3 protein-coding genes are annotated in these 2,450 nt (G+C 71.4%); 1 reads left to right on the forward strand and 2 read right to left on the reverse strand.

Annotated elements, in window-relative coordinates; translation table 11 throughout:
* On the reverse strand, positions 1-537 hold a 537-nt coding region (locus tag PLP61_RS16500; RefSeq protein WP_324503853.1), incomplete at its 3' end, for an alcohol dehydrogenase catalytic domain-containing protein.
* A gap of 67 nt (positions 538-604) precedes the next feature.
* Positions 605-1,054, reverse strand: a complete 450-nt coding sequence (mce, locus tag PLP61_RS16505; protein ID WP_324503854.1) for a methylmalonyl-CoA epimerase — start codon at positions 1,052-1,054, stop codon at positions 605-607.
* A gap of 155 nt (positions 1,055-1,209) precedes the next feature.
* Between mce and PLP61_RS16510 the strand changes: the two genes are divergently transcribed.
* Positions 1,210-2,391: an acetyl-CoA C-acetyltransferase gene (locus PLP61_RS16510; RefSeq protein ID WP_324503856.1), complete on the forward strand. Its 1,182-nt coding sequence runs from the start codon at positions 1,210-1,212 to the stop codon at positions 2,389-2,391.
* Positions 2,392-2,450: the final 59 nt, after the last annotated feature.

Genomic DNA, 2,450 nt, shown 5'->3' on the forward strand with positions numbered 1-2,450 from the left:
CTGCGCCAGCCCGCCGAAGTTGGTCTCGAAGCCCCAGATCCGCTGCTCCGGGTCGAGCATGGTGTCGTTGTGGCCGTCGGGGGACTCCAGCTCCACCGACAGGCAGTGTGCGACGACCTCGTCGCCGGGCTTCCACAGGTGCACGCCGGCGCCGGTCCGCAGCACCACGCCGGCCAGGTCGGAGCCGACGATGTGGTAGGGCAGGTCATGGCGCTTGGCCAGCGGCGAGAGCCGTCCGTAGCGCTCCAGGAAGCCGAAGGTGGAGACCGGCTCGAAGATCGAGGTCCACACGGTGTTGTAGTTGATCGCGCTCGCCATCACCGCGACCAGCGCCTCCCCGGGCCCCAGGTCGGGGACTGGGACGTCGTCCACGTGCAGGCTCTTGCGCGGGTCCTTGTCCCGGCTGGGCACGCCCTCGAACATGTCGACCTCGTCCTTGTGCACCGTGACGGCGCGGTAGGAGTCGGGGAGGGCGAGCTGGGCGAACTCCTCACCACTGGTGTCGCCGGCGAGGATGGCGTCGAGGATGTGCTGCACGGGGGTCTCCTTGGGCGTGAGGTGGTGGCACCGGCCAATCTACTCGCCGGTAACCGGGGGTGGAGAGCTAGTCCTGGGCGGCGGGCTCGACGAGCTCGACGAGCACTCCGCCGGCGTCCTTGGGGTGGATGAAGTTGACGCGGGAGTCGGAGGTGCCGCGGCGCGGGGCGTCGTACAGCAGCCGCAGGCCGCGCTCCCGCAGCACTGTCGCGACGGCTTCCACGTCGGTCACCCGGAACGCCAGCTGCTGGATGCCGGGACCGGACCGCTCGAGGAACTTCGCGATCGTGGAGCCCTCGGACAGCGGGGCCAGCAGCTGGATGCAGGAGCCGGAGTCACCGACGGCGACCATCGCCTCACGCACCCCCTGCTCCTCGTTGGTCTCCTCGTGCACCACAGTCATGCCGTACTTCTCGCGGTAGAACGCCATCGCCTCGTCCAGGTCGCGCACGGCGATGCCCACGTGGTCGATGGCGGTGAACAGGTGGGCGGGCAGGTCGAGCGGGGTGCCGGTCATGGGGTCCATGGTCGTACGCCGCCCGCGCGGGCCGGAAGCCCTTTGTGACCATCGCCTCATCACGGGGCCGGTTCCGCCCTCGCGGTCGGCTGGGTAGTGTCGCCATGGTCGGGTGGTGCCCGACCTCGTTCCACGACGCCCCTTGGAGGAAGCCCATGTCCGGATCCGTGATCGTCGCCGGCGCCCGCACCCCGATCGGTCGGCTGCTGGGCGGCCTGAAGGACCAGTCCGCCACCGACCTCGGCGGGGTGGCCATCAAGGGCGCGCTGGCCAAGGCCGGAGTGTCCCCCGAGCAGGTGGACTACGTCATCATGGGCCACGTCATCCAGGCGGGCACCGGCCAGATCACCGCCCGGCAGGCGGCGGTCAAGGCGGGGATCCCGATGACGGTTCCTTCGCTGACGGTGAACAAGGTCTGCCTCTCGGGCATCAACGCCATCGCCCTGGCCGACCAGCTGATCCGGGCCGGCGAGCACGAGATCGTGGTGGCCGGCGGCATGGAGTCGATGACCCAGGCGCCGCACCTGCTGCCGAAGTCCCGGGAGGGCTTCAAGTACGGCGACACCGCCCTGGTCGACTCGATGGCCTACGACGCCCTCTTCGACCAGTTCACCGACCAGGCCATGGGCAACCTCACCGAGTCGTGCAACGCCACGGGTGCCCGGCTCACCCGCGAGGAGCAGGACGCCTTCTCCGCCCGGTCGCACCAGCGGGCCGCCGAGGCGTGGAAGAACGGCCTCTTCGACGACGAGGTGGTCCCCGTCGAGATCGTCTCCCGCCGGGGCACGGTGACGGTGGCCCAGGACGAGGGCGTGCGCGGTGAGACCACCGCCGAGTCGCTCGGCAGCCTCCGCCCGGCCTTCAGCAGGGAGGGCACGATCACCGCAGGATCCGCCTCGCAGATCTCCGACGGGGCGTGCGCGGTGGTGGTGATGAGCAAGGCCAAGGCCGAGGAGCTCGGGCTCACCTGGCTGGCCGAGATCGGCGCCTCCGGGCAGGTCGCCGGCCCCGACTCGACCCTCCAGCTCCAGCCGGCCCGAGCCATCGAGGCCGCGGCGGCCAAGGAGGGCATCGCGGTGTCCGACATCGACCTGTTCGAGCTCAACGAGGCCTTCGCCGCGGTGGGCATCGAGTCGGCCCGCCAGCTCGGCGTGCCGGACGACAAGGTCAACGTCAACGGCGGCGCCATCGCGCTGGGGCACCCGGTCGGCATGTCCGGGGCCCGGATCGTGCTGCACCTGGCCCTGGAGCTCAAGCGGCGAGGCGGTGGCACCGGCGCCGCCGCGCTGTGCGGCGGCGGCGGTCAGGGCGACGCCCTGATCATCCGCGTCCCCTGAGGTGGTCGCTGCGGGACCGGCCGGCGCGCGCGACCCGGAGCCCGGGACCGGGTCGCGGC

It is taken from the genome of Nocardioides sp. (assembly GCF_035429765.1).
Classification (GTDB): domain Bacteria; phylum Actinomycetota; class Actinomycetes; order Propionibacteriales; family Nocardioidaceae; genus Nocardioides.

What these genes read in the sequence shown, in the direction of transcription:
- mce (WP_324503854.1), bottom strand. Translation starts at nt 1,054, where the DNA reads ATGACCGGCACCCCGCTCGACCTGCCCGCCCACCTGTTCACCGCCATC.
- PLP61_RS16510 (WP_324503856.1), top strand. Translation starts at nt 1,210, where the DNA reads ATGTCCGGATCCGTGATCGTCGCCGGCGCCCGCACCCCGATCGGTCGG.